Annotated in this window: 18 protein-coding genes; 8 read left to right on the top strand and 10 right to left on the bottom strand. The window is 75.3% G+C overall.

Going from position 1 to position 24,451, the window contains the following annotated elements; translation table 11 throughout:
- Positions 1–40: 40 nt before the first annotated feature.
- Positions 41–1,633 (top strand): FAD-binding oxidoreductase, encoded by a 1,593-nt coding sequence (locus tag HS045_RS28320; RefSeq protein ID WP_196454824.1) that lies wholly within the window; start codon positions 41–43, stop codon positions 1,631–1,633.
- A gap of 138 nt (positions 1,634–1,771) precedes the next feature.
- Here the strand turns inward: HS045_RS28320 and HS045_RS28315 are convergent, their stop codons facing one another.
- The 5 genes from HS045_RS28315 to HS045_RS28295 all read right to left on the bottom strand — a co-directional run bounded on the left by HS045_RS28315 (position 1,772) and on the right by HS045_RS28295 (position 7,073).
- Positions 1,772–3,262 (bottom strand): RICIN domain-containing protein, encoded by a 1,491-nt coding sequence (locus HS045_RS28315; protein WP_196454576.1) that lies wholly within the window; start codon positions 3,260–3,262, stop codon positions 1,772–1,774.
- A 138-nt stretch (positions 3,263–3,400) separates the two neighbouring features.
- Complete coding sequence (locus HS045_RS28310) at positions 3,401–4,846, bottom strand: pectinesterase family protein (RefSeq protein WP_196454575.1); 1,446 nt, start codon at positions 4,844–4,846, stop codon at positions 3,401–3,403.
- 195 nt (positions 4,847–5,041) lie between these two features.
- Positions 5,042–5,527: an MSMEG_6728 family protein gene (locus HS045_RS28305; RefSeq protein WP_196454574.1), complete on the bottom strand. Its 486-nt coding sequence runs from the start codon at positions 5,525–5,527 to the stop codon at positions 5,042–5,044.
- A gap of 10 nt (positions 5,528–5,537) precedes the next feature.
- The gene (locus HS045_RS28300) at positions 5,538–6,665 is read right to left on the bottom strand and encodes a zinc-binding dehydrogenase (RefSeq protein WP_196454573.1); all 1,128 of its coding nucleotides are present in this window, start codon (positions 6,663–6,665) and stop codon (positions 5,538–5,540) included.
- Complete coding sequence (locus tag HS045_RS28295) at positions 6,666–7,073, bottom strand: thioesterase family protein (protein ID WP_196454572.1); 408 nt, start codon at positions 7,071–7,073, stop codon at positions 6,666–6,668.
- A 139-nt stretch (positions 7,074–7,212) separates the two neighbouring features.
- Between HS045_RS28295 and HS045_RS28290 the strand changes: the two genes are divergently transcribed.
- From HS045_RS28290 to HS045_RS28280, 3 genes are all read left to right on the top strand, one after another.
- A complete protein-coding gene (locus tag HS045_RS28290) occupies positions 7,213–8,859 on the top strand; it encodes a serine/threonine-protein kinase (protein ID WP_307827769.1) in 1,647 nt (548 codons plus the stop codon).
- Between the two features lie 79 nt (positions 8,860–8,938).
- Positions 8,939–10,450, top strand: a complete 1,512-nt coding sequence (locus HS045_RS28285; protein WP_196454571.1) for a metallophosphoesterase — start codon at positions 8,939–8,941, stop codon at positions 10,448–10,450.
- 34 nt (positions 10,451–10,484) lie between these two features.
- Complete coding sequence (locus HS045_RS28280; protein WP_196454570.1) at positions 10,485–12,113, top strand: bifunctional 3'-5' exonuclease/DNA polymerase; 1,629 nt, start codon at positions 10,485–10,487, stop codon at positions 12,111–12,113.
- A 110-nt stretch (positions 12,114–12,223) separates the two neighbouring features.
- Here the strand turns inward: HS045_RS28280 and HS045_RS28275 are convergent, their stop codons facing one another.
- The 5 genes from HS045_RS28275 to HS045_RS28255 form a co-directional block, all read right to left on the bottom strand.
- Positions 12,224–13,498, bottom strand: coding sequence for an MFS transporter (locus HS045_RS28275; protein WP_307827768.1), 1,275 nt, complete (start codon positions 13,496–13,498; stop codon positions 12,224–12,226).
- Positions 13,499–13,623: 125 nt separating this feature from the next.
- Positions 13,624–15,621, bottom strand: a complete 1,998-nt coding sequence (locus tag HS045_RS35025; protein ID WP_307827767.1) for a protein kinase — start codon at positions 15,619–15,621, stop codon at positions 13,624–13,626.
- Between the two features lie 331 nt (positions 15,622–15,952).
- Positions 15,953–17,347 carry a DUF1116 domain-containing protein gene (locus HS045_RS28265; RefSeq protein ID WP_196454569.1) on the bottom strand — a complete coding sequence of 465 codons (1,395 nt, stop codon included), beginning with the start codon at positions 17,345–17,347 and terminating at the stop codon, positions 15,953–15,955.
- Complete coding sequence (locus HS045_RS28260) at positions 17,344–18,843, bottom strand: FdrA family protein (RefSeq protein ID WP_307827766.1); 1,500 nt, start codon at positions 18,841–18,843, stop codon at positions 17,344–17,346. Before HS045_RS28260 ends, HS045_RS28265 begins: the two co-directional genes overlap by 4 nt.
- Complete coding sequence (locus HS045_RS28255) at positions 18,833–19,807, bottom strand: DUF2877 domain-containing protein (protein WP_307827791.1); 975 nt, start codon at positions 19,805–19,807, stop codon at positions 18,833–18,835. Before HS045_RS28255 ends, HS045_RS28260 begins: the two co-directional genes overlap by 11 nt.
- A 132-nt stretch (positions 19,808–19,939) precedes the next feature.
- Between HS045_RS28255 and HS045_RS28250 the strand changes: the two genes are divergently transcribed.
- The 4 genes from HS045_RS28250 to HS045_RS36290 all read left to right on the top strand — a co-directional run bounded on the left by HS045_RS28250 (position 19,940) and on the right by HS045_RS36290 (position 24,435).
- Complete coding sequence (locus HS045_RS28250) at positions 19,940–21,502, top strand: PucR family transcriptional regulator (protein ID WP_196454567.1); 1,563 nt, start codon at positions 19,940–19,942, stop codon at positions 21,500–21,502.
- A gap of 30 nt (positions 21,503–21,532) precedes the next feature.
- Positions 21,533–21,757, top strand: coding sequence for an RNA-binding S4 domain-containing protein (locus HS045_RS28245; RefSeq protein ID WP_196454566.1), 225 nt, complete (start codon positions 21,533–21,535; stop codon positions 21,755–21,757).
- A gap of 270 nt (positions 21,758–22,027) precedes the next feature.
- The gene (locus HS045_RS28240) at positions 22,028–23,515 is read left to right on the top strand and encodes a uracil-xanthine permease family protein (RefSeq protein WP_196454565.1); all 1,488 of its coding nucleotides are present in this window, start codon (positions 22,028–22,030) and stop codon (positions 23,513–23,515) included.
- Positions 23,512–24,435: a xanthine dehydrogenase family protein subunit M gene (locus HS045_RS36290; RefSeq protein ID WP_196454564.1), complete on the top strand. Its 924-nt coding sequence runs from the start codon at positions 23,512–23,514 to the stop codon at positions 24,433–24,435. Before HS045_RS28240 ends, HS045_RS36290 begins: the two co-directional genes overlap by 4 nt.
- The last annotated feature ends 16 nt before the right edge of the window (positions 24,436–24,451 follow it).

The following is a 24,451-nucleotide window of genomic DNA, read 5'->3' as shown; positions in this document are numbered from 1 at the left end:
CAGTGTAGGGGTGGAGACTCCGAAGACCACCGCCGAACCGATGCTCTGGTCCGGTTGGGGCGACCCCGCGCGGGCCGCCGAGCTGCCCGGACCGGTCCGCGGACTGCTGGCCGACCTGCTGGGCGTGCGCCCGCCCGCGGCCCCCGCGGTGCGGCTGGAGGAGGTGCGGCTGCCCGCCCCGGCCCTGCCCGAGCGGGTCCTCGACGAGCTGCGCGGCGCGGTCGGCCCCGACCACGTGCGCTGCGACGACGAGGCGCGGATCCGGCGCACCCGGGGAAAGTCCACGCCCGACCTGCTGCGCCTGCGCGCCGGGGACGGCTCCGACGCGCCCGACGCGGTGGTGCTGCCCGGCTCGCACGCCGAGGTGCTGGAGCTGCTGCGGATCTGCGCCGCGCACCGGGTCGCGGTGGTCCCGTTCGGCGGGGGCACCTCCGTCGTCGGCGGCCTGACCCCCGCCCGCGCGGGCTTCGCCGGAGTGGTCGCCCTCGATCTGGCCCGGCTGAACCGGCTGGTCGCCGTGGACGCCGAGTCCATGGTCGCGGAGCTGGAGCCCGGCCTGCGCGCGCCGCAGGCCGAGGAGCTGCTCGCCGCCCGGGGCCTGACGCTGGGCCACTTCCCCCAGTCGTTCGAGTACGCGACGCTGGGCGGCTTCGCCGCGGCCCGCTCCAGCGGCCAGGCCTCCGCCGGGTACGGCCGCTTCGACGACATGGTCGTCGGCCTGACCGCGGCCACCCCGCGCGGCACCCTGGAGCTGGGCCGCGCGCCCAAGTCCGCGGCCGGGCCGGACCTGCGCCAGGTGGTGCTCGGCTCGGAGGGCGCCTTCGGAGTGATCACCTCGCTCCGGCTGCGGGTACGGCCGGCCCCCGCCGCCCGGATCTACGAGGGCTGGCGGTTCGCCTCGTTCGCCGAGGGCACGGCCGCGCTGCGGCGCCTGGCCCAGGACGGCCCGGTGCCCACCGTCCTGCGCCTGTCCGACGAGACCGAGACGATGATCGGCCTGGCCCGACCGGGCGAGATCGGCGGCGCGCCGGCCGAGGGGGGCTGCCTGGTGATCGCCGGCTACGAGGGGGAGGCGTCCGAGGCGGCCGGGCGCCGTGACCGGGCCGCCGCGGTGCTGACCGGCCTCGGCGGGACCTGCCTGGGACCCGGGCCCGGCGAGTCCTGGGCGCACGGCCGCTATGCGGCCCCCTACCTGCGTGACGCGCTGCTGGCCGCCGGGGCCACCGTGGAGACGCTGGAGACGGCCGCCTTCTGGTCCGGCCTGCCCCGCCTCTACGACGCCGTACGGCTGGCGCTGCACGGCGCGCTCGGCTCACCGCTGGTGATGTGCCACGTCTCCCACGTGTACGGCACCGGCGCCTCGCTGTACTTCACCGTCGTCACGGCGCAGAGCGGTGACCCGGTCGCCCAGTGGGAGGCGGCCAAACGGGCGGCGAACGAGGCGATCGTCGCGGCGGGCGGCACGATCTCGCACCACCACGGCGTCGGCCGCGACCACCGCGAGGCCTACGCCGCGGAGATCGGCGAGCTGGGTGTGGAGGTCCTGCGCGGGATCAAGGAGCGTCTCGACCCGGAGGGCGTGCTCAATCCGGGCGTGCTGGTCCCCGGGCAGAGTGATTCCCGGGCAGAGTGATTCCCGGGCAGAGTGATTCCCTGGGGGGACGGGGCCGGCCGCTGAGCGGTGACCGGCCGGGGGAGCGGTGGCCGGACGGGGCGGGGCGCCGGACGGCGGCCGGGCGGGGCCGCCGTCCGGCAGGGAAGGCCGCTCGTCCTACAGGCCGATCCCGGCCTGCGGTCCCGCGTGGGTGCGCAGCAGCGCGGGGACGTCGGCGGCCGGGTCGAGCGTGTAGGAGTAGAACGAGCGCGGGTCGAACGCCGAGCCGCCGGTCTCCCGCTGCCCGGTGGAGTTCACCACGACGCTGCCGGACTGGCGCAGCTGGGCGGTGTCGTCCCGGTAGTAGGGGTCCTTGACCTTGTCGAAGTAGCTGTTCTCGAGCACCATCCTGGTGCCGCCGCGGGCGTAGTTGCCGTACGAGGCGACGTTCTGCAGGTGGTTGTTGTAGAGGTGCGCGTAGGCGACGTTGTCGGTGCTGGGGTTGCGCTGGTTGGTGTCGCGGATCCAGTTGTGGTGGATCGTCAGGCGGGACGTCACGTTGTCGGTCCAGCCGATGCCGAAGGCCTTGTTGTTGTCCGACAGGATGTTCCAGGACACGGTGACGTGGCTGGTGTCCTTGCGGCTGTCGATCAGGCCGTCGTTCATCCGGGTGATGTGGTTGTGGTCGATCCAGACGTGGTGCGCGCCGTCCATCTGGATGCCGTCGTAGTCGTAGACCTTGTCGTCGGGGTCGTCGTCGGCCATCCGGGTGTCGCGGATGGTCAGGTTCCGGATGATCACGTTGTTGACGCCGGACCCGAGGAAGAAGCCGCCGCCCACGATGTGGCCCTTGGTGCCGACGCCGACGATGGTCTTGCCGGAGGCGACCTTGATCTCGGTGCCCTTGGGGGTGACGGTGATGGCGCCGTTGACGCGGATGACGTAGGGGGCCTTGGCGGTGGCGTACTTGACCAGGTCGGCGTAGGTGGTGACGGTGACCGTGGAGCCGGCGGCGCCGCCGGTGGTGGTGCCGACGCCCATGCCGCCGGTGGCGGCGAACCCGTCGGCGGTGTCCGGCCAGGTGCGCCCGGTGGGCGCGGTCGGCGCGGGGGACGGCGTGCCGCCGGTGGCGGGGGTGAAGCGCCACTGCTTGTTGGTGTTGTGGGTGCAGGTCTCCTGGATGATCGCCGCGCCGGAGGCGGTGGAGGCGCCCTGGTCGCTCATGCACAGTCCGCTGGCGACGTTGACGATCTGGTAGGTGCCGCTGCCGGAGGCGGTCAGGCGCCACTGCTGGTTGGGCTTGGTGCCGTCGCCGCAGCCCCACTGCTGCAGGCGGGTGCCGGAGGCGGTGGAGCCGCCGGGGACGTCGACGCAGCGCCCGCTGCCCTCGTTGACCAGGTTGTAGACGCCGGATCCGGCGGGCTTGAGGGTGAACCGCTGCCAGGCGGCGTCGGTGCAGCCCCACTGCTGCAGCAGGGCGCCGTTGTCCTTGGATCCGGCCACCACGTCGAGGCATTTGCCGCTCTTGGTGACGCTGAGCTGGTAGGTTCCGCCGTCGGCGGGGGCCGCGGCCTGGGCGGGCGCGGAGGTGAGCGCGACCGCGGCGGCGGTCAGGGGGAGGACCGCCGCGGCGGCGGCCAGGGGGGACCGCGGCCTGGTGAAACGCATGATGTGCTGCTCCCGGTGGTGTGGGGGAAGGGGGTCTCGGCCGAGGAGGGCTCAGCCGAGGGGGTCTCGGCCGAGGAGGGCTCAGCCGAGGGGGTTTAGCCGAGGAGGGCTCAGCCGAGGGGGTTTAGCCGAGGAGGCTCAGCCGAGGGGGTTCCAGCCGTCGGAGCCGGCCAGGTACTTCTGCGGGGTGTGGTTCGCGGCCTGCGCGTCGCTGAGCTGCGGCCGGTTGGCGTTCGTCCCGGCTCCCGCCCCGGTGTTCCGGTATTCGAAGAAGCGGGCGTTCTTCCAGGAGTTGCCCGACATGTCGGTCCACGGCTGCGCGGTCTTGATGGTCGAGCTGAGCGTGGACTCCCGGTAGAGCACCTGCGCGTCCGGTCGCCAGGGCCGGCCCAGGGTGGTGGTGCTCGCCTTGGCCCCGGTGATCCGGGACCGGTAGAACAGGAAGCCGTAGGGCTTGCCCGCCGCCGTGCTGGCCGCGGTGATCGGGCCGCCGGTGCTGCGCTTCTCGTAGATGTCGCAGTCGTGGAAGACGGCGGTGCCGCCGCCGAAGACGAAGTCGACGGTGCCCTCGATGTAGGAGCCCTTGACGTAGGCGCGGGCGGAGTCGTTGACCAGCAGGGTGTCCTGGTCGCCCAGGACGCGCACGCCGGTCAGGGTGGTGCGGTCGCCGTCCAGGCGCAGCGCCACGGCCTGGTGGCCGCTGGAGGTGGAGGTCTCGTCGAAGTCGTTGGAGATCGTGAGGTTGGTCGCGGTGAAGTCGCGGCCCGACACGACCGCGGTGTAGCTGCCGGAGGTGCCGTGGCTGCCGGCCGACCGGTTGTTGACGATCACCGTCTGGGACGGCGAGGAGCCCAGGCCCTGCAGGGTGACGAAGGGCTTGTCGACGGTGACGACCTCGCGGTAGGTGCCGGGCTTGACGGTGATCACCACGCGCTTGGTGTTGTTCGCCGGCACCGCGTCGATCGCGGCCTGCACCGTACGGTACTTCCCGGTGCCGTCGGCCGCCACGGTGGGGGCGGTCCCCGTGCCCGGAGACGGCGTGCCGCCGGTGGCGGGGGTGAAGCGCCACTGCTTGTTGGTGTTGTGGGTGCAGGTCTCCTGGATGATCGCCGCGCCGGAGGCGGTGGAGGCGCCCTGGTCGCTCATGCACAGTCCGCTGGCGACGTTGACGATCTGGTAGGTGCCGCTGCCGGAGGCGGTCAGGCGCCACTGCTGGTTGGGCTTGGTGCCGTCGCCGCAGCCCCACTGCTGCAGGCGGGTGCCGGAGGCGGTGGAGCCGCCGGGGACGTCGACGCAGCGCCCGCTGTTAGCGTTAACAAGGTTGTAGACGCCGGACCCGGCGGCCTTGAGGGTGAACCGCTGCCAGGCGGCGTCGGTGCAGCCCCACTGCTGCAGCAGGGCGCCGTTGTCCTTGGAGCCGGCCACCACGTCGAGGCATTTGCCGCTCTTGGTGACGCTGAGCCGGTAGGTTCCGCCGTCGGCGGGGGCCGCGGCCCGGGCGGGGGACTGGAGCACGACGAGCGCGGACACCGCCGCGACGGCGGTCGCTCCCGCGCGCAGTCGGGTCCTGGGGGGAAGGGGCATGCGCTCTCCTGGGGGGTGGAACGGGCGGGGTTCTGTGCCAGATGGGCGATATGTTGACTTTTGGGTGCCCGAAACCTAGAAGCCGATCCGCGAGCGTGTCAACCCGCCGGACGGTGACCGCGCCGCGGCCTGCTGAAACGCGTGAAAGCGGATGAACGTACATGAAGACGAACGTCGTATCGCTCCGGTGACCCGTCAGCCGGGCGGCGGGCACGAGGGAGGGCGGTCGGAGGCGGGCCAGACGTACGGCAGGTCGTCCGGCTCGCCGCCGAAGGCCGGGCGGTACAGCTCGGGGGCCTTGCGCAGCAGCGACGAGCGGTGGCTGCGGTGGAAGGCCGGGTCCCCCAGCCAGGGCGGCAGCTCCCCGGCCGCTCCGAGCTCCGGCTGGGAGCGGGGGGCGCCGATGCCGCAGCGCTCGGCCAGCTCTCCGGCCATCGTGGCCGAGCAGGTGTCGGCCCGGCCGGTGGAGCACCAGTGGCCGCAGATCTGCAGGCCGTAGCGGACCAGGGCCTCCTCGTAGCCGGCCCACATCTTCACCGCGGGGTGGTGGCGCCAGCCGTACCCGTGGACGGTCAGCGCGCGCAGGATCTGCAGCGTCTCGACCCGCTGCTTGCCGAGGCGCAGCGGGTCCAGGACGCGCGCGGTGGCGTCGAAGTCCGGGTAGGGGAGGAAGGTCTGCATCGCCCTCCTGTCACATGACGATCACCTGGCGGACCGCCTCGCCGGTGTGCAGGCGGTCGAAGCCCTCGTTCACCTCATCCAGCGTAAGCCGGTGCGAGAGCAGGGCGTCCACCGGGAGGACCCCGGCGCGGTACATGCCGACGAAGCGCGGCACGTCCCGGCGCGGCACGCACGAGCCGAGGTAGCTGCCGCGCAGCGTGCGCTCCTCGGCCACCAGGCTGAGCGCGGGCAGGGTGAGCGCGCGGGAGGGGTCGGGCAGGCCGACGGTGACCGTCGTGCCGCCCCGCGCGGTGGCCCGGTAGGCCTGCTCCAGCACCGGCACGACCCCGGTGGTCTCGACGACCTTCTCCGCCCCGCCGCCGGTGATCTCCCGGATCGCCTCCACGGCGTCCGGGCCGCCCGCGACGGTGTGCGTCGCGCCGAGCCCGCGCGCCAGCTCCAGCTTGGAGGCGACCACGTCCACCGCGACCAGGGTGGCCGCCCCGGCGGCCTTGGCGGCCAGCAGCGCGGCCAGCCCCACGCCGCCCAGGCCGAAGACGGCGACGCGGTCGCCGGGGGAGACCCGGGCGCCGTGGAACGCGGCCCCCGCTCCCGTCAGCACCGCGCAGCCGAACAGGGCGGCGATCTCGAAGGGCAGCCCGGGGTCGACCTTCACCGCGGAGCGGGCCGAGACCACGGTGTACTCCGAGAAGGCCGAGACGCCGAGGTGGTGCCGGGGCCGGGTGCCGTCGGCGGCGGTGAAGCGCAGGCCGCCGCCGAGCAGGGTGCCGCTCCCGTTGGCCGCGGCGCCCGGCTCGCACAGCGCGGGACGGCCCGCCGCGCAGTGCGGGCAGTGCCCGCAGGCGGGCACGAACGCCAGCACCACGTGGTCGCCGGGGGCGAACCCGCTGCCCTGCCCGGCCTCCACGACCTCGCCGGCGGCCTCGTGGCCGAGGGCCATCGGCAGCGGCCGGAGCCGGGAGCCGTCGATCACCGACAGGTCGGAGTGGCACAGGCCCGCCGCGCGGACCCGGACGAGCAGTTCCCCGGGGCCGGGCGCGTCCAGCGTCAGCGGCATGATCTCCAGGGGGCGCGACGAGGCGTACGGGGCCGGGCGGCCCGACTCGACGAGGACGGCGGCGCGGGTGGACGTGCCCATTTAAACGATCACCAGTTTCTCCATCGCGGCGCGCAGCGGCGCCGGGATCTCGCTGGGCCGCCGGGTCCCCCGGTCGACGAAGACGTGGACGAAGTGGCCCTCGGCCACGACCGTCTCGCCGTCCTCGCGGAACAGGCCGAGTTCGTAGCGGACGCTGGAGCGGCCGAGCCTGCCGACCCTGAGGCCGACCCGGACGGGTTCGGGGAAGGAGACCGGCGCCTTGTAGACGCAGTGCGACTCCACGCACAGGCCGATGGCGTCGCCTCCGTGGATGTCCAGCCCCGCGGTCGTGATCAGCCAGGCGTTGATCACCGTGTCCATCAGCGAGTAGTGGACGGCGTTGTTCATGTGGCCGTAGACGTCGTTGTCCTTCCACCGTGTGGGGACCGTCTCCCAGTGCGCGTACACGGGCAGAACTATATTCCAGAATCGGCGGGCGGAGGGGCCCGGGACGGGCCGGTGGCCCTCGGGGGCGTTACCGAAGAGTGCCGATCATGTCGCGCTTTATCCCCCATCGGACGATCCATCCGATCTAGGATCGTCCGCTGTGACGGCCTACGGACTTCCCCCCGTGCTCACTCTGGAGCCCGCCGACCCGGTCGGGCTCGGCCCCTACCGCGTCGCCGGGCGGCTCGGCCGGGGCGGCATGGGAACGGTCTACCTCGGCGAGGGCCCGTCGGGACCGGTGGCGATCAAAGTGATCAACCGGCACCTGGCCGCCGACCCGGAGTTCGCCGCGCGGTTCCGGAGCGAGGTGGCCGCGGCGCGCCGGGTCAGCCGGTTCTGCACCGCCCCGGTGCTGGACGCCCGGCTGGAGGGCGAGCCGCTGTGGGTGGTCACCGAGTACGTCGCGGGACCCGACCTGGCCCGGCTGCTGCGCGAGCAGGGCCCGCTGGCCGGATCCAACCTGGAGGCGCTGGCCGTCGGGGTGGCGACCGCCCTCACCGCGATCCACGACGCGGGCGTGGTCCACCGCGACCTCAAGCCCGCCAACGTGCTGCTCTCCCCGCTCGGTCCGCGGGTGATCGACTTCGGCATCGCCCGCGCCCTGGACGCGGGCAGGGGGCAGACCGTCACCGGCGCGATCCTCGGCACCCCGGAGTACATGGCTCCGGAACTGGTCTCCGGCGGCCGGGCGGGCCCGCCCGCCGACGTCTTCGCCTGGGGGTGCGTGGTGGCCGCCGCCGCGACCGGCTCCTCCCCGTTCGCCTCCCGGACCGTGCCGGAGGCGCTCTACCGGGTGGTCCACGACACCCCGGACCTCGGCGCGCTCGACGCGGAGCTGCGCACCCTGACCGCGGCGGCCCTGGACAAGGACCCCGCGGCCCGGCCGACGGCCAGGGAACTGCTGTCCGGGCTGGTCGGGCGGGAGGAGGCCCGGGACACCGCCCGGGTGGCGGGCACGGTCCGGCTCGACCTGTCGGGTCCGGCCGGGCCGACCGCCCGGGTGACCGCGGAGGAGGGGCCCGGGAGGCGGTCCCGGCTCCCGCGCCGGCCGTACCTGGCGGGCGCGGCGGTGGCCGGGGCGCTGCTGCTGGCGGCGGCCGGGGTGCTCGGCGCCCGGCTGCTCGGGCAGGGGCCGCCGGAGATCACCGACGTGCTGTACCGGGAGGACTTCGGCGACCAGGGATCCGGCTGGTACAACGGCAGCGGCACCGGCGTCGACGTCCCACACGGCTACACCGGCGACGGGCGCTTCACCCTGGCCACCGACGTCGTGGAGAACTCCCGCAGGAACGGGGCGCCGGTCAACGCCGAGGCGCCCGACCACGCGGTGGTCGAGGTGCGGATCGACCTCGCCGCCGGGAGGCCGTCCACCGCGTGGGGCGGGGTCTACTGCGACTACTCGCCCGACGAGGAGAACCGCTTCTCCTACGTCGCCGAGGTCCGCCCCGACGGGCACGCGCGCATCCACAAGACCGCCGGGGAGTTCCAGGCGGACCTGACCGCCGACGTCCCCGTGCCCGGGTTCAGGAGGGCCGGGGCGGTGCTGCGGGCCGAGTGCGAGCGGGACGGGGCCGGCGTGCGGGTGGCGATGTGGATGGACGACCGCCTGGTGGCCGAGGTGACGGACGGCGACGCGACCGGCGCCACGGGGAAGCCGGGGTTCGGCATCGCCGTCAGCAAGCGGACCGGGGACGAGCAGAACACCCGCGTGTACTTCGACGACTTCCGGATCGGCCGCCTGCCCTGACCCCTGCCCGACCCCTGCCCTGACCGCCGCGCTTCGCCGAACGGGCGCGCCCACGCATGATCGCGGCCAGAATATGACCATGGTCGACGTGAAGCGGGCGGCGGAGCGCGGGCGCGAGGTCTCCTCGCGGATCTCGGAGGAGGGCGCGGGCTGGGACTGCGTGCGGATCGGCGCGTTCGAGGGGCTGAGGCCGCCGGGCGCGGAGTCGTTCTCCTGGCTGAACCCGCGCACGCTCTGGCGCTCGCGCAACGAGATCCTCGCCGCGCTGTTCGGCGACCCGTCGGGGCAGGTCAGGACGCGCTGGACGGCGGCGCAGCGGGCGCGGGGCGCCGACCCGTCGATGCGGATCCCGCTGCCGGTGGGGGAGGAGTTCTCCTTCCTGCTCCTGGGCGACACCGGCGAGGGCGACGCCTCGCAGTACGCCGTGGTGCCCGGCATGCTCCGGATCGGCGAGGGCACCGACTTCGCGGTCATCGCCAGCGACGTGGTCTACCCCACCGGCTCCGGCAACGAGTACGACGACAAGTTCTTCCGCCCCTACCAGGACTACCCGGCGCCGATCTACGCGATCCCCGGCAACCACGACTGGTACGACGGGCTCGGCGGCTTCATGCGCGTCTTCTGCGACGCCCCGGCGCTGGAGGCGCGGCGGGAGGGGCTGCGGCTCTCGCCCTCCGGGCTGCGCGGGCTGCTGTGGCGCAGGCCCGAGCCGATCGACGAGGAGCGGCTGGCCCGCGCCCGCGAGCGCCGGTCGTCCCCCGGGCAGCGGGCCGTGCAGCCGGGGCCGTACTGGGTGATGGAGGCCCCGGGCCTGCTCATCGTGGGGGTGGACACCGGGATCACCGGCACGATCGACCGGGAGCAGGCCGACTGGCTCCGGCAGGTCTCGCTGGACCCGCGCCCCAAGGTGCTGGTCACCGGCAAGCCCATCTACGTCCGCAACGAGTACAAGCCGTCGGCGCTGGAGGGCGGCGGCACGATCGACGACATCGTGACCGACCCCCGGCACCACTACGTCGCCGCCATCGGCGGGGACGTGCACAACTACCAGCGGTTCCCGGTCCGGGTCGGCGGCCGGACGATCCAGTACATCGTGGCGGGCGGCTCGGGGGCGTTCACGCACGCCACCCACACCATCCCCCGGGTCACGGTCGGCGGCGTGCACGAGGACGACTACAAGTGCTACCCGCTGCGCGGCGACTCGCTCTCGTTCTACAGCAAGCTCTACAGCGAGCGGCTGCGCATGCGCTGGCTCTACCTGACGCCGGACGAGGCCGTGTGCCTGATGTCCCGGCGGATCGGCAACACCCCGCCGCGGCCGATCGGCGGCGTGAAGATCACCCGGCGGATGCGCTGGGCGGCGCGGCTGCTCGGCTCCTGGCCGCTCCCGCTCCGGCTGCCCGTGGGCAAGGTCTTCCACCGCTACCTGTCGGAGCTGTCCGACTGGGACACCCCGCCGTTCTTCAAGAGCTTCCTGCACGTCGCGGTGACGTCCGAGACCCTGCGGATCCGCTGCTTCGCCGCCACCGGCTGCCTGCCCCAGGAGCTCGAACCCCCGCTCGAAGACGAGGTGTGCATCCCGCTCACCTGATCGAAGCGTCGGTGGCGCGTGGCACGCTGGAGCCATGAACGTCGTGGTCGTGCCCGGGGCCGACGGGTCCGGCCTGCTCCGTCCCGAGGGGGAGGCGACCCGGTCCGTCGCCGACCTGGCGGCGGCCGTGCGGGACCTGCGCGGGGGACGCGCAGGGCCGCCGCGCTGGGTCTGGGCCGACACGCGGGAGGTCTACCCGGCGCTGCTGGAGCGCGGAGTGCGGCTCGCGCGCTGCCACGACCTCGCGCTGACCGAGGGGCTGCTCCTGGCCCACGAGGGCCGGTACGGCGAGCCCCGGTCGGCCCGGGCGGCGTACGCCCGGCTGCACGGCCTGCCGGTGCCCGGCGACCACGACGCGCACGGCCCCGCGGGCCACCACGGGCCCGTGGCGCGGCAGGCCGCCCTGTTCGAGGAGGAGCCGCCCCCGCCGGACGCGGGGCCGGTCGCCGAGGTCCACGCCGACCAGCTCCGGCGGATCGGGGCGACGGCCGACCCGCGCCGGTTCCGGCTGCTGGTCGCGGCCGAGTCGGCCGGAGCGCTGATCGCGGCGGAGATGGGCCACGACGGCATGCCCTGGCGGCGGGACCTGCACGACGCGCTGCTGGCCGAGATGCTCGGCCCGCGCCCGGTGCACGGCATGCGCCCGGCCCGGCTGCAGGCCCTGGCCGACGAGGTGGCGGCCGTGTTCGGCACGTCGTTCAACCCCGACTCCGTCCAGCAGATCGTCAAGGCGTTCAAGGCCGCCGGCACGCCGGTCTCCTCGGCCAGGGCGCACGACCTCAAGAAGGTCGACCACCCCGGCGTCGCCCCCCTGCTGGCCTACCGGGAGCTGGCCAGGTTCCACAGCTTCCACGGCTGGGCCTGGGCCGACCAGTGGGTCCGCGACGACCGCTTCCGCCCCGAGTACGTCGTGGGCGGCGTGGTGACCGGCCGGTGGGCGACCAGCGGCGGCGGCGCGCTGCAGATCCACAAGGCCATGCGCAGGGCCGTGGTGGCCGACGAGGGCTGGACGCTGGTCGTCGCCGACGCCGCCCAGCTGGAGCCGAGGGTGCTGGCCGCGATGGCCGGGGACCGGGGCCTGGCCCGGGCGGCGGGGGAGGCCGACCTCTACCGGGCGCTGGCCCGGGCGTTCGGCGGCGAGCGCGACCACGCCAAGATCGCCATGCTCTCGGCGATGTACGGCGGGACCAGCGGGGACGCCTCCAAGCTGCTGGCGGTGATGCGGCAGCGCTTCCCCGCGGCCTACCGGTTCGTGGAGGACGCCGCCCGCGCGGGGGAGGAGGGCAGACTGGTCCGCTCCTGGCTGGGCCGTACCTGCCCGCCGCCCTCGGCCCGCTGGCGCGAGCTGGTCTCCGGGCCGGAGGGAGGCCGAGCGGCCCGCGACCGGGGCCGGTTCACCCGCAACTTCGTGGTCCAGGCGACCGCCGCCGAGTGGGCGCTCGTCCTGATGGCCGTGCTGCGCGGGCTGCTGCCCGACCCGGCCCGGCTGGTGTTCTTCCAGCACGACGAGGTGATGGTGCACTGCCCGCAGGAGCTGGCCGGTGAGGCGGTCGCGGCGGTCGGCCGGGCCGCGGAGGAGGCGACCCGCCTGCTGTTCGGCCCGACCCCCGTGCGCTTCCCGATGGAGGCCGTCGCCGTGCGCTGCTACGCCGAGGCCAAGTGACGGCGGGCCGCGGGACCGGCCCGCGGGGGCGCGGCGGACCGGCGCGGGCGGTCGTGCCGCGGCCGGTCCGGCGTGACCGGGGCGGGCGGTCGTGCCGCGGCCGGCGCCGGTCAGCGGCGGGCGAGCGCCAGCCGGGCGCCGGTGACGGCGACCAGGACCGCCACGGCCGTGCCGAGCACGCCGTAGGACAGCGTCTGCACGATCACTCCGGCGACGAGGGTGCCGCCCGCGCCGCAGACGTTCATCACCAGGTCGGACAGCCCCTGCACGGCGGGGCGCCGTTCCAGCGGGACGGCCTCGGTGAGCATCGCCGATCCGGAGACCAGGCCGCAGGACCAGCCGACGCCGAGCAGGACCAGCCCGGCGGTCACCCGGGGGACGTCGTGCTCGCCCGCCGTACCCGCCAGGACGGCCGCGGCGAGCAGCAGGGCCATGCCGAGCACGAGCACCCGGACCCGGCCGATCCGGTCGGCGAGCCAGCCGACCACGGGGGAGAGCACGTACATGCCCGCGATGTGGAGGCTGATCACCAGGCCGATGACCGAGACGGAGGCCCCGTGGTGGTCGAGGTGCACCGGGGTCATGGACATGATCGAGACCATGGCGGTGTGGCTGACCGCGATCGCGATCAGCGCCCGCAGCGCCGCCGGGGAGGCGCGCAGCGTCCGCCAGGCGGTGCGCAGGGTGCCCGCGGGCCTCGCGGACGTCGCCGTCTCCGCGGCGGGCGCGGCGAGCGAGCGCGCCAGGACCAGCGGGTCCGGGCGGAGTCCGGCGGTGAGGATGCCCAGGGCGAGCAGGAAGCCCAGCAGGGCGAGCACGAACGGGCCGGCGCCCGGCTCCAGGCCGACCTGCCGGCCGATCCGGTCGGCCGGTTCGGCCAGGTTGGGGCCGGCGACCGAGCCCACGGTGGCCGCCCAGACCACCCAGGACAGGTGCCGGGCGGAGTGCCCGGCGGGGGACAGGTCCGTGGCCGAGTAGCGCGAGGCCAGGTTGCCCGCGCTGCCTCCGCCGAACAGCACCAGCCCGGCCAGGAGCAGGGGCCACGATCCGGCGGTGACGGCGGCCACGGAGACCAGGCAGCCGAGCGCCGCGCAGCCGTAGGCCAGGGTCAGCCCGGTCCGCCGCCCGCCCCGGCCCGAGGCCTTGGCGGTGGGCAGGGCGAGCAGCGCGGCGCCGAGCACGCCCGCGGTACCCGCCAGCCCGCCGAGCGCCTCCGAGCCGGAGAGCCTGGCGACCAGCACCGAGCTGAGGGTGAAGCTCACGGCGACGCCCATGCCGCTGGTGATCTGCGCCGCGGTCAGGACGCCCAGCGTCCGCCGCTGGACGGCTGCGACCTGCTCCGGCCCCGGGGGGGAGATGTCAGGACTCAAGGGGATTGTCGTCACGAGCGAAGTCTGTCATCACTCGTGACGATGCCCGCGGTGGGCGTCCCGTACCCGGGGCGCTCCGGAGGTCCTCCTCGGGGACCCGGGCCCGCGGACGGCCCTCAGGCCCTCAGGCCCTCAGGCCCTCAGGCCCCGGGGTCGAAGGTGGCGAAGAAGGCGTCGATCATCCGGGCGCTCTTCTCCCAGTCGATGTCCTTGACCACGATCGCGATCTGGTAGGCGCTGTCGGCGCTCACCACGACGTACCGGGTCCGCCCGTGCATCGGCACGATGCCGTCCGGCCGGACGAAGGTGTACTCCCAGTCGGCGGCCTTCCAGCCGTCGTAGGAGACCGGCGTCACGCCGACCTCGATGTACTCGTCCAGCCCGGACCTGTCGACCGTGCCGAGCGCGGCCACCGGGTCGGCCACGGGGACCTGGGTGACGACGATGCTCTGCGCGCCGCTCTTCGGTCCGGAGAAGACGACGGCGCCGTCGGCGCCCTCCTTCACCGTCCAGTTCTCCGGCACGGCGCCGGCGATCCCGCCCGCGCTCAGCCGCGTGAACCCCTCGGGGACCTCGCCGGTCCTGCGGGTCCGGCCGCTGTCGGCGGCGGCGGGGGCCGAGGCGGAGGAGGCGCGCCCGGCCGCGGAACCGGAGTCGTCGCCGGGCACCAGGACGATCAGTCCGGCCACCACCGCGGCCAGCACGCCCGCCCCGCCCACGGCCAGCAGCCGCGGGGTGGGGCGTCCGCCGCGCATCCAGCCGCCGCCGGAGGAGGCCCTGCGGCGCGAGCTCCTGCGCCCGGTCCCCTCGCCCGTCGCGGAGCGCGCCGACGGACCGGACCCGCCCGGGAGCGGGACCCCGCCGGAGGAGCCGGCCGGCGCGTCGAAGGAGGCGTCGTCGAAGAAGGACCCGCCGGCGGAGCCGGCCGGGGCCCGGCCCAGGTCGGCGGAGGTGCTGCGCAGCGCGTCGTAGCCGCGCCGGGTCCCGCCGGACATGCTGTCCAGCGAGGTGAACGGCGCGATGGTGACGTTCACCGGGGCGGGATGGCCGGGGGCGCCCGCGGGGTACCCCCCGGAGGGGCCGGACAGCGGGTCGTGGCCGGCCGCGCCGCCCGTGGACTGCGGGTCGTACGGCACGCGCACCGGCCCCGAGGGGGTCTCGATGATCCGCGAGGGCATCGGCCCCGAGGGCGGGTCCAGCGGCGGCATGAGGTGCATCGGCATGGAGTTGCCCGGCACCGGCATCGCGGCGGGGACCTGGCCGTTGGGACCCCGGTCGGGGGTGTGGGAGCCGTGGCTGCGCAGGACCTGCTCCAGCAGGTCCGAGACCTGGGCGGCGGACATGCGCTCGGCGGGGTCCTTGCGGAGCAGGCCCGCGATGACGCCGGCCAGCGCCCCGGCGCGCTGCGGCCGTACGGGGTCCTGGGTGAGGATCGCGCCGAGCACGGCCACCGCGTCGGGCCCCTCGTACGGCGGGCGGCCCTCGACCGCGGCGTACAGCGTGGCGCCGAAGGCCCACAGGTCGCCGGCCTGCGTGATCGGCTGGCCGGAGAGGCGCTCCGGCGGGATGTAGGCCGGCGAGCCCATCAGCAGGCCGGTCTGGGTGATCGTGACGTCGCCCTCCAGGGCGGCGATGCCGAAGTCGGTGAGGATCACCCGGTCGGAGGTGAGCAGCACGTTGCCGGGTTTGACGTCGCGGTGCAGGATCCCCGAGGCGTGGGCGTGGCGCAGCGCGTCGAGCACCCGGATGCCGATCTCGGCGGCCTGGGCCACCGGCAGCGGCCCGCTCTCCCGCACGGCCTGCTCCAGGGACCAGGCGCGGACGAGCTCCATCACGATCCAGGGGCGCCCGTCCTCCTCGACGACGTCGTGGACGGTGACGATCCCCGGGTGGCTGAGCCGGGCCGCCGAGCGGGCCTCGCGCATCATGCGCCGGTGCGCCACCTGCGCGCCCGCGTGGTCCAGTCCGTAGGGGAGGATCAGCTCCTTCACCGCGACGTCCCGGTCGAGCAGCACGTCGTGGGCGTGCCAGACCATGCCCATGCCGCCGCGGCCGACCGGCGACAGCAGCCGGTAGCGTCCGCCGATCAGTCTGTGCTGCCCCGCCTGGCCGGCCGGTGCGGTCCCCGTGATGTCCACACCCTCCGGTCCAGGGGGTACCTTGCCGATCAGACGGTCCGTCGACATACCCCGCCCCCAGGTCCACGCCCATTTGTGAGGTTGGACACGATATCCGGATTATATTCGGTAATGGAAGTTGGGAGGAAAGAACAGTCTTCCTCGTATTTGTCCAGTGAGGTGCGGTTCGCCGTGCGCCCGGCCCGCCGACCAGCCGTGAACCGGCCGTGAATCCGCCGTGAACCGGCCCCGGATCGATCATGGACCGAACCCGGAATGGCGGGATGCGCCGGTGGACGGGCCCGGCGGCGCCTCCGCCGGAGGAGCCTCCGGAGGCAAGGGGAACGGCGGCTTACCCGATCGGCGCCTCCCGCGCCAGGGCCGCCAGCGCCGCGGTGAAGGCCGCGGCGGGAGGGCTGACCAGACCCGCGCCGACCTGGCCGGTGCCCGCCACCCGGCCCGCGATGCCGGTGTTCACCGTCGGCAGCAGGCCGGTCCTCGCCACCAGCGTCACGTCCACGCCGACCGGCGTGCCCCGGAACCCCAGGCCGGGGATCCGGTAGGCGGGGTGCTCGGCGAGGGTGATCTCGTACATCGACCGGGTGGCCGCCGTCGCGTCCGCCACGTCGCCGCCGACGAACCTGACGATCGCCGGGGCCGCCGCCATGGCGAAGCCGCCCAGCCCGGCCGTCTCGGTGATCGTGGAATCGCCGATGTCGGGGTTGGCGTCCGCCGGGCCGTACGCGCCGAGGTAGAGCCCGTCCGGCACGCCCGCCGGGCCGGTGAACCAGCGGTCGCCGAGGCCGGAGACCTGCACGCCGAAGTCGGTGCCGTTGCGGGCCATCGCGACGACCAGCGTCGAACCGGGCACGTCCCGCGCGGCGTCGGCGCTCACCTTGCAGGCGGCCATGCCCGCGTTGAGGAAGAAGTGGTCGTTGCCGCCCGCGAAGCGCAGCACCTCGGCCGCGTGCCGACCGGCGGCCTCCACCAGCGCGGGCGCCAGCTCGCGGATCAGCAGCGAGGTCGCGGCCCGGTTGCGGTTGTGCAGCTCGTCGCCCATCTGCAGGGCCTGCGCGATCAGCGACCGCAGGTCCAGCGGCCCGGTCAGCTCCAGGGCCGCGGCCAGCGCCGGGCCGAGCACCTCGCCCATCCAGCGCAGCCGCCCGATCACCTCGGGGCCGTAGGCGCCGTAGCGCAGCACCTTGCCGAGCCCCTCGTTGAGCGAGCAGTGGGCGATGCCGCCGTGCTCTGCGTCGCGCACCTCGAACATCCACATCGACGGGCTCACCACCCCGGCCATCGGGCCCACCGCGCGGTGGCGGTGGCAGGGCTCCAGCCGCACCCGCCCGGCGGCCAGCAGCTCCTGCGCCCCGGCGGCGTCGCCGGCCAGCCCCTCCAGCAGCACCGCGCCGACCAGCGCGCCGCGCATCGGGCCCGAGGCGCGCTCCCACCCGATCGGCGGACCGGCGTGCAGGAACGTGCCCGGCGGCAGGTCCAGCACCTCGCGGGCCGGCCGCACCCCGGTCAGCAGGGGCCGCGCGGAGGTCAGCCGGTCCACCGCGCGGGCGTTGGCGGCGGCCCGGCGCGGGTCGGCCAGCACCCGCGCCAGGTCGTCCTCGGTGCCCGGCAGCGGGGGCCGCCAGTCCACCGCCGTGCGCGGTACGGCCTGCGCGTCCAGCGCCTCGCCGAGCACCGCGGCCCCGGCCGTGATCACGTGCGGCTCTCCGGAGAGCAGCGGCAGGCTCATCGGGGACCTCCGGTCAGGCCGGCCGCGTGGCGGGCGGCGAGGGCGTTGGAGACGAACACGTCCGCTCCCGCCGCGCACAGCGCCCCGGCCTGGGCGGCCAGCCCCTGCGGGTCGCCCGAGGAGCCGACCAGCGCGACGGTCACGGGCACGCCGCGCGCGACGGCGGCGGCGACGGCGGGCGCGAGCCGCCCGGCGGGGTCGGGGTCGGCGCCGTGGCCGAGCACCACGTCGAGCAGGACCGCGTCGCCGGGGGGCACCGCGGCCAGGGCCTCCAGGCGGAACGCCGGATCGATCATCGGATGGGCGCGGCCCCGGGTGTAGGCGTCGTCGCCGTAGTCGGTGAAGTCGCCGGTCCCGGCGACCAGCGCCGCCTCCGCGCAGAGCGTGCCACCCGCGTAGATCCCGTGCAGCCTCCGCGCCCGGCCGGCCGCCGCGCGGTCCCCGCCGTCTCCCGCCGCGTGGTCCGGGGCCGGGCCGGAGTCCGCGGCGCGGCCCGGCCCGGGAACGCGCGGTCCGGCGGCGGACCAGGACGGCCAGCCGGGGACCTCCGCCCCCAGCGCCCGCAGCACGTCCTCGGCGGCCGAGGTCAGGTCGCCCGGCCCGCGACCGGACGCCCGGCCGAGGAACGCGGTCACCACCGGGGTGGCGAGCCGGTCGGCGGCCTTGCGGACGGCGTCCGCCACCCGCGGGTCCGGCGGCTTGGAGACCAGGACGATCAACTCGGTCGCGGGGTCGGCGTCGAGCGCGTCCAGGGCGCGGAGCGTGGACAGGCCGCCCACCTCCGCCGACAGGTCGCGCCCGCCGACGCCGAGGATGTGGCCGACCCCCGCGCCCGCCAGGTCCAGCAGGCACGCCACCTGCTGCGCGCCGGTCCCCGAGGCGGCCACGATCCCGACCGGGCCGGGCCGCAGCACGTTGGCGAACCCGAGGCCGGTCCCGCCGACCACGGCGGTGCCGCAGTCCGGTCCCATGACCAGCACCCCGTGCTCGGCGGCCCGCCGCTTGAGCAGCACCTCCCGCTCCACGGGGACGTCGTCGCTGAAGACCATCACCGACAGCCCGGCCTCGACCGCGTCCATCGCCTCGGCGAACGCGTACCGTCCCGGAACGGAGACCAGCGCCAGCGTCGCCGCCCCGCCCGCCGCCCGGACGGCGGCGCGCACGGTGCGCGGCGGCTCCGCGGCCCCGGCCGGGCCCGCGACCCGGGCGGCGGCGAGGCCCGCCAGGAGCCCGTCGACCTCGGCGGCGGCCCGCTCGGCCGCGTCCGCGTCGGCGGCCCGCAGCGCCACCAGCAGGTCGGCGGGCCCGGCGGCCGGAAGCGCGAAGCCCAGCCCGGCGGCGATGCCGAGGTTGAGCCCGGTGGCCATGGCCACCACCGCGACCTCCACCCCGGGCAGGCCGGCCGCGGCCCGGCTGACCCGCATCAGGCTGACCGAGTCGTGGTACATCCCGGTACGCACCCGGACCAGATCGGTGCCCGGTCGTTCAGCGTCCACCCGCTCCCACCTCCGCGACCATCGGGCCTGTGCGGCCTGTGCGGCCTGTGCGGCCTGTGCGGCCTGTGCGGCCTGTGCGGCCTGTGCGGTCCGCGCGCTCCGCCAGGCCGAGGACGGCGGCCAGTCCGATGCGCAGCCCCCACGCCAGGTCGGCGCCGGAGGTGTGGCCGATCCCGAGCAGCCGGCCCAGGGCGGGCCGCAGCGGCTGTCGCCCGGCCAGCGCGCGCAGGACGGCCAGCACCTCGCCGCCGGCCTCGCCCCGGGCCGCGCAGAGCAGCAGCGCCGCCGAGATGGGCGTGGTCCTGCCGCGGGCGTCGAACGTGACCGCGGCGGCCAGCCAGTCGGCCAGCCAGACCGCCCGCCCCACTCCGGCGGCCGCGCCCAGGTGGCGCAGCGCCACCAGCAGCCCGGCGAGCATGTCGTCGCCGCTCGGGGTGAGGCCGGGCCCCAGCCCGACGAGCTGCTCGGCGGCCGTGAGACTGCGCAGCAGCGAGGCCTCCGCGCAGCCCTCGGCCAGCAGCTCCGCGGCGTCGCGGCCCTCCAGCCCGGGACGCCGCGGGGAGGCGTCGCACAGCTCGGCCAGCAGGGGCAGCGAGCGCGCCAGCCGTACGGGGTCGGCCGGGCCGAGCGGCGGAGCCGGGTCCCACCAGCGGCGGACCCGCAGGCTGAGCGGTCCGAGCTCGATCGAGCCGTCTCCCACGGAGGCCTCGCCGCCCACCGCGACGCGCGGCACGGGCTCGGCGAGGACCATCGCGTTGGGCAGCCGGACGGCCTGCCCGGTGACCACCGCGATCACCTGCGGTTCGAGCGCGGTGCGCACCTCGAGGTAGACCCCGGCGGGGAACGCCGCCAGCACCCGCGCCGGACGGCGGGGCGACTCCAGCAGCGGCCGCAGGACCGTGCTGGCCGCGCCGGTCGCGTACGTCCGCGCCGGGATCCGCCGCGCCCCCGGGCGCGTTCCCACGGTCAACGGACCTCCTCATCCATGGGCCCGACGCTAGAGCGGAGCCCGATCACCCCGTACGGAGAAAGCTGCCAACAGTCCGCGCAAAGGTTGGCTCTTCCTGACAGACGCTCCATCGGACACAATCGCCCCATGGAGCCCCCCGTACGCCTGGCCAGCACCGGAACGATCATCCACGGCGTCTCGGTCGGGGAGGTCCTGGGCGTCTCGACGCTGGCGGGCGCCCGCCTGATCGCGGGCGGGGGAGGGCTGGACCGGATCGTGCAGCGGCTCAACGTGATGGAGGTCCCGGACATCCTCGCCTGGGTCAAGCCCCACGAACTGCTGCTCACCACCGGCTACCCGCTGCGCAACACCCCGCAGTCGCTCGGCCGGCTCGTGGCGGACCTGGACGAGCGCGGACTGGCCGCGCTCGCCATCAAGCCCGGCCGCTACCTGGACGAGCTGCCCGGCGAGATGGCCGAGCAGGCCGACCGCCTGGACTTCCCGCTGATCCTGCTCCCCGACGACGTCGGCTTCGACGACATCCTCAACCAGGTCCTCACCGACATCCTCAACCGGCAGGCCGCCGTGCTGGTCCGCGCCGAGGAGGCGCACCGGGCGCTGGTCGCGGTCGTGCTGGCCGGGGGCGGGCTGCGCGAGGTGACCGCCGAGGTGGCCGGGCTGCTCGACGTGGCGGTGGCCGTGCTCGACGGCGCCGGCCGGACGCTGGCGTCGGCGGGGCCGGCCGACTTCCTGGCCGCGCTGCGCACCGCGCCCGACGACCGCCGCACGGTCGTCCCCGTCGTGGCGGGCGGGCACCACCACGGCCGGATCGTCGCGTGCGGCCCCGCCGGGCGGGTGGATGAGAGCGACGTCGGCATCCTGGAGCGCGCCGCCACCGTCGCCGCCCTCGTCATCACCCGGCAGGAGGCGGTCGACGCCGTCGAGAGCAAGTACCGGGCCGACTTCCTGCGCGACGTGCTGACCGGCCGGGCCGGCGGCTCCGACCGGGTCGCCGCCCGGGCCAGGGCCTTCGGCTGGGACCTGCGGCGCCCGGTCACCGTGCTGGTGGCCGAGCTCGACCCCGAGGGCGACGAGCGGCTCGCCCCGGACCGCCTGGCCGCCTGCTGGGTCGCCGCGCTGCGCCGCCACGACCCGCGCGGGGCGGTGGCCGGGTTCTCCCACGAGGTCGTCGCGGTCGTCGACGCCGCCGCGGACACCGCCCGCCTGGCCCGGGACGCCGCCGCCGCCTTCGCGGACGGGCCGCCCGCCACCTTCTCCACCGGCGCCAGCCGTACGGCCTCCGGTGCCGAGGCGCTCCCCGAGGCGTACGCCCAGGCGCTGAAGGCGGCCCGGGTGGGCCGCCAGCTGCACGGGTCCGGCGCGGTCGCCCACTTCGACCGGCTCGGGGTCTACCGGCTGCTCTCGCTGGTCAGCGACACCGCCGAGCTGCACGCCTTCGTCCGCGAGACCCTCGGCCCGCTGGCCGCCGACGACGACCTGGAGAACGCCGACCTGCGCCGGACGCTCCAGGTGCTGCTGGAGACCAACCTCAACGTCGCCGAGACGGCGCGGCGGCTGCACTTCCACTACAACACGCTGCGCTACCGGATCGGCAAGCTGGAGCGGCTGCTCGGCAACTTCACCGAGGACGCCCACCTGCGGCTCAACCTGACCCTGGCGCTGCACGTGCTGCGCATGCGCGGCATCTGATCCGGACCCGCCGGGCCCTAAGCTGTGGCCGTGGACGAGACCTTTGAGCTGGAAACCGATTACATCCCCCTGTGCGACCTGCTGAAGTACTGCGCCGTGACCGACACCGGCGGGCAGGCCAAGCACTTCATCGCCGAGGGGAACGTCATGGTGGACGGCGAGGTCGAACTCCGCAAGACCTGCAAGATCCGCGCCGGCCAGGTCGTCACCGGCGACGGCTTCGAGATCCACGTCGTCGCCCCCGGCGCCGCCTGAGGACGCTCCGCCGTACGGCCGCCGCCCGCGTCCGCCCGCGTCCGCCCGCGTCCGCCCGCGGCCCGTCGGCGGCCCGTCGGCGGCCCGTCGTCGGCGGCTCCTCGCCGGCGGTGCGCGAGGGCTCCCCTGGCCGGCGGGTCAGATTTGGCAGATCATGCTGATGTACGGCCGTGTCGACGGGCCTAATGTGCCCGCAACGGCAGCGAGGATCCGCCGGAGGGAGCGCCTGCGGGGCGGCCACCGACCGACGGCCCGGGAAAGGTGGGCGTGATGGCTGCAGGTTGGACGAAGCACGGAGACGGCAGGACGCTCGCGCCCGGTGAGGTGGTCAGGCCGGACGAGCGGCTGTCCTGGCCGCGCATGGTCGGGTTCGGGGCCCAGCACGTCATCGCGATGTTCGGCGCGACGTTCGTCTTCCCCCTGGTCATGGGGCTGGACCCGAACGTCGCCATCATGTTCTCCGGGATCGCGACGATCCTGTTCCTGCTCATCGTGCAGGGCAAGGTGCCCAGCTATCTGGGCACCAGCGCCTCGTTCGTGGGCGGCGTGCTGGCGATCAGGGCGCTCTTCGGCGGCGACACCCCGGCGGTGGACGCGATCGTCACCGGGGCGATCCTCGTCGCGGGCCTGGTGCTCGCGCTGATCGGCGTGGCGATGCACGTGCTCGGCGTGCAGGTCATCAACCGGGTCTTCCCGCCGGTCGTCACCGGCGCCGTCGTCATGCTGATCGGCTTCGGCCTGGCCTATGTGGTCGCGGACGTCTACTGGCCGCAGGACCAGTGGATCGCGCTCATCACCATGACGGTCACCTTCGTGATCATCGTGCTCTTCAAGGGGTTCGTCGGCCGGATCGGCATCCTGCTCGGCCTGGTCATCGGCTTCGCCCTGTCCTGGGGCGCCGACCGGGTCTTCGGCGACATCACCGCCTACAACGCGGGCACCGGGAAGGTCGACACGCACCCGCGGGTGAGCTTCGACGCGGTCGCGAGCGCCGACTGGATCGGCCTGCCCGGCATGCACTGGCCCGCCTTCGAGGTCTCCGCCGTCCTGCTGGTGCTGCCCGCGGTGATCGCCCTGGTCGCCGAGAACGTCGGCCACGTCAAGGCCGTCGGCGAGATGACCGGCACCGACGTCAACCCCTCCATGGGCCGGGCCATCATCGGCGACGGCGTCGGCACCGTGGTGACCAGCGCCTTCGGCGGCTCCCCGACGACCACCTACGCCGAGAACATCGGCGTCATGGCCGCCACCCGCGTCTACTCCACGGCCGCCTACTACATCGCGGCGGTGATCGCGATCCTGTTCGGCCTCTGCCCGAAGTTCGGCGCGCTGGTCGCCGCCACCCCCGGCGGCGTGCTCGGCGGCATCACCGTCATCCTCTACGGGATGATCGGCCTGCTCGGCGCGAAGATCTGGATCGAGAACCGGGTGGACTTCGCCGACCCGGTCAACATGGTCCCCGTCGGGGCGGGCATCATCCTCGCCATCGGCCCGGTCACGCAGACGATCACCTCCGACTTCCACCTGGGAGGGATCGCGCTCGGCACCATCGTGGTGCTCGGCGGCCACCACCTGCTGCGGGCACTCGCCCGCCGGGGCACGGGAACCCCCGCGGACGCGGCGGCCGGGGCGGATCCGCGGCCCGGTCCGGCGGCGGGGGTTCCCGCGCCCGGTCCGGCGGCGGCCGGGACGGACCCCGTGCCCGGAGCGTCCGGACCGCCGGAGGCGGCCGGGACGGAACGCGGGGCCGCCGGGTGAAGCCACCCCCCTTCGACCACCACGCCCCCCGCACCCTCGCCGAGGCGCTCGACGTCCTCGCCGCGACGGGGGAGCACGGCAAGGTGCTCGCCGGCGGGCAGAGCCTCATCCCGCTGATGAACATGCGGCTGGCCGCCCCCGCGCACCTGGTCGACATCAACCGGCTCGGCGGGCTGGCGGCGGTCGAGACCGGCCCGGACGGGGTCCGGGTCGGGGCGCTGGCCCGGCACGCGCAGGTGGAGCGCTCCGCCGGGGCCGCCGCGGTCCAGCCGCTGCTGCGCCAGGCGCTCCGGCTGGTCGCCCACCCGGTGATCCGCAACCGCGGCACCGCGGTCGGCAGCCTCGTGCACGCCGACCCGGCCGCCGAGCTGCCGGCCGTACTGGCGCTGCTCGGCGGCTCGGTACGGCTCGCGCGGCGCGGGGGCACCCGCGACGTGCCGGCGGGAGAGTTCTTCACCGGCCCGCTGGAGTCGGCGCTCGGCCCCGGCGAGCTGGCCGTCTCCGCGTTCTTCCCCGCGCTGCCCCCGCGCGCGGGGACCGCCTTCGAGGAGGTGTCGCGCCGGCACGGCGACTACGCCCTGGCCGGGGTCGCGGCCCTGGTCCGGCTGGACGGCGGCCTGCGGGTCGCCGCCGCGACGGCGGCCTGCGTGAGCGCGGGGCCCGTCCCGGTGGTCGTCGACGTCACCGCCGCGTGCGGGGCCGCACCGGCCGGCGCGGCCGACTGGGAGGCGGCGGCGCGGGCGGTGCGGGAGCGGATCGAACCGGAGGACGACATCCACGCGAGCGCGGACTACCGGCGGCACCTGACCGGGGTCCTGGCCGCGCGGGCGCTCCGGGAGGCCGCCCGGGCGGCCGTGGAGCACGCCGACGGGAGCGCCGGGGGGTACGCGGCGGGGAGCAGGGCGGGTGACGGCGGGTGACAGGGCGGGGAGCAGG

The sequence above is a fragment of the Planomonospora sp. ID82291 genome (genome assembly GCF_015711645.1).
Taxonomy (GTDB): Bacteria; Actinomycetota; Actinomycetes; order Streptosporangiales; family Streptosporangiaceae; genus Planomonospora.
The sequence above is the reverse complement of the archived record's forward strand: the minus strand, read 5'-3'. Positions and strand labels throughout refer to the sequence as shown.